This is a genomic window from Candidatus Magnetominusculus xianensis, assembly GCA_001541255.1.
GTDB lineage: Bacteria > Nitrospirota > Thermodesulfovibrionia > Thermodesulfovibrionales > Magnetobacteriaceae > Magnetominusculus > Magnetominusculus xianensis.
On sequence record LNQR01000097.1, the window covers coordinates 1 to 1,294 of the forward strand.

The window sequence follows — 1,294 nt, forward strand, 5'->3', positions numbered from 1 at the left end:
CACCAAAGGATAGTCTGGTCGGCGAATTTCCGTAGCAGAAGACTGGATATCGGTGAAGATACGCACATGTGCCCGGATGACATCCTCCACCTGCCGCACCTGTTCTGGCAGGGGACCATGAATCTCTTTCTGGTCCATGACGGGATCTCCCAGCCTGATACCGTCCACACGCAAAAACTGGATATAGGCACCGGGAATGAAATTGACGGGCGATTTTCCAACGGTCAGCATCCCCACCACTGTCGGAACGGGAGGGTCTCCCATGGTCACAAAGCGCAGGGAAGCCAGTTGCTGCTCCACAGAGCGGCCATTTTCCGCCAGCACTTCCGGTGTCACGGCAGAGGGCAGATAGGTCCGACGAAACAGGTCCAGATCCAGATCATGCACAGAAGATTGATAGAGTGGTTCCAGATCGTGGGGGAGATCTTTTGTGCGACGTTTTTCATTCAGTCGGCGTTCCTCTTCCGCTGTGGCCGTCGCACGACGGGGACCCACGCGAATCCATATTCGACCATCGTAGCGCACTGGCGGAGAGTCGGATGGTTCGACCAGAATGACCGCCATGGCGCGCCCTTTCAGAATGCGTTTTTCCACACGCATCACGGGAAACGGAAGGATGTTTCCGTCCGAGCGTATATCGGCCAAATCACGCAGCAACTCGTCCGTAATGTCGAGATTGGCACTGCCTCCTGCATCTTTTTCGCCAATGAAAACAACGCCCGGCTTTTGGTGGTTTCCCATGTCGTTGGCAAAGGCGCACACAGCCTGACGGATGGCACCCTTGTTTGCGGAAAAGGACTCTTTGCGCTCTACCCGGTCCGATTCCATCTCGTCCAGCAGAGTTTCCAACTCCTCATTCGTCATACCATTTCCCCCATGCAACCCACAACAACCAGACACACCAGGATGACGGGATGGTACACCATGGATGGCACAGAGTCACTCCCCAGGCAGTGCGCACACGCAAAATGGCCGGTACGTGCCACCTTGCGGTCCATTCTGTCGTTGTCTTTTCCGGAAAAGGGAAGTACCCTCGCTGTTGCCCCGTTGTCTCGCCCGAACAACACTCTGGAGGAGTCATGGAACCAACCATAGTACTGGATGGAATTACCGCAACACTGGCGACCGCCCTGCCTTTCGTTGCCGACAAAGTCGGCGGGCATGTGGTCAAGGACAGTTATGATCAGGTAAAAGGCTGGCTCACCCGCACACTGGGCCGCGACCATGCCGTGCCCCAGGCCGTGCAAGCCCTGGAGGAAAACCCGGAATCTGAAGGCCGAAAACTGCTTCTGAA

2 protein-coding genes are annotated in these 1,294 nt (G+C 56.1%); one reads left to right on the forward strand and one right to left on the reverse strand.

Going from position 1 to position 1,294, the window contains the following annotated elements; all coding sequences use genetic code 11:
* The coding region (locus tag ASN18_RS12935) for an AlbA family DNA-binding domain-containing protein (protein ID WP_085053200.1) at positions 1 to 864 on the reverse strand (864 nt) is incomplete at its 3' end.
* 215 nt (positions 865 to 1,079) lie between these two features.
* On the opposite strand from ASN18_RS12935, the gene ASN18_RS12940 reads away from it, so the two are divergent.
* A partial coding sequence (locus ASN18_RS12940) for a Het-E N-terminal domain-containing protein (protein WP_236861738.1) occupies positions 1,080 to 1,294 on the forward strand: 215 nt, incomplete at its 3' end.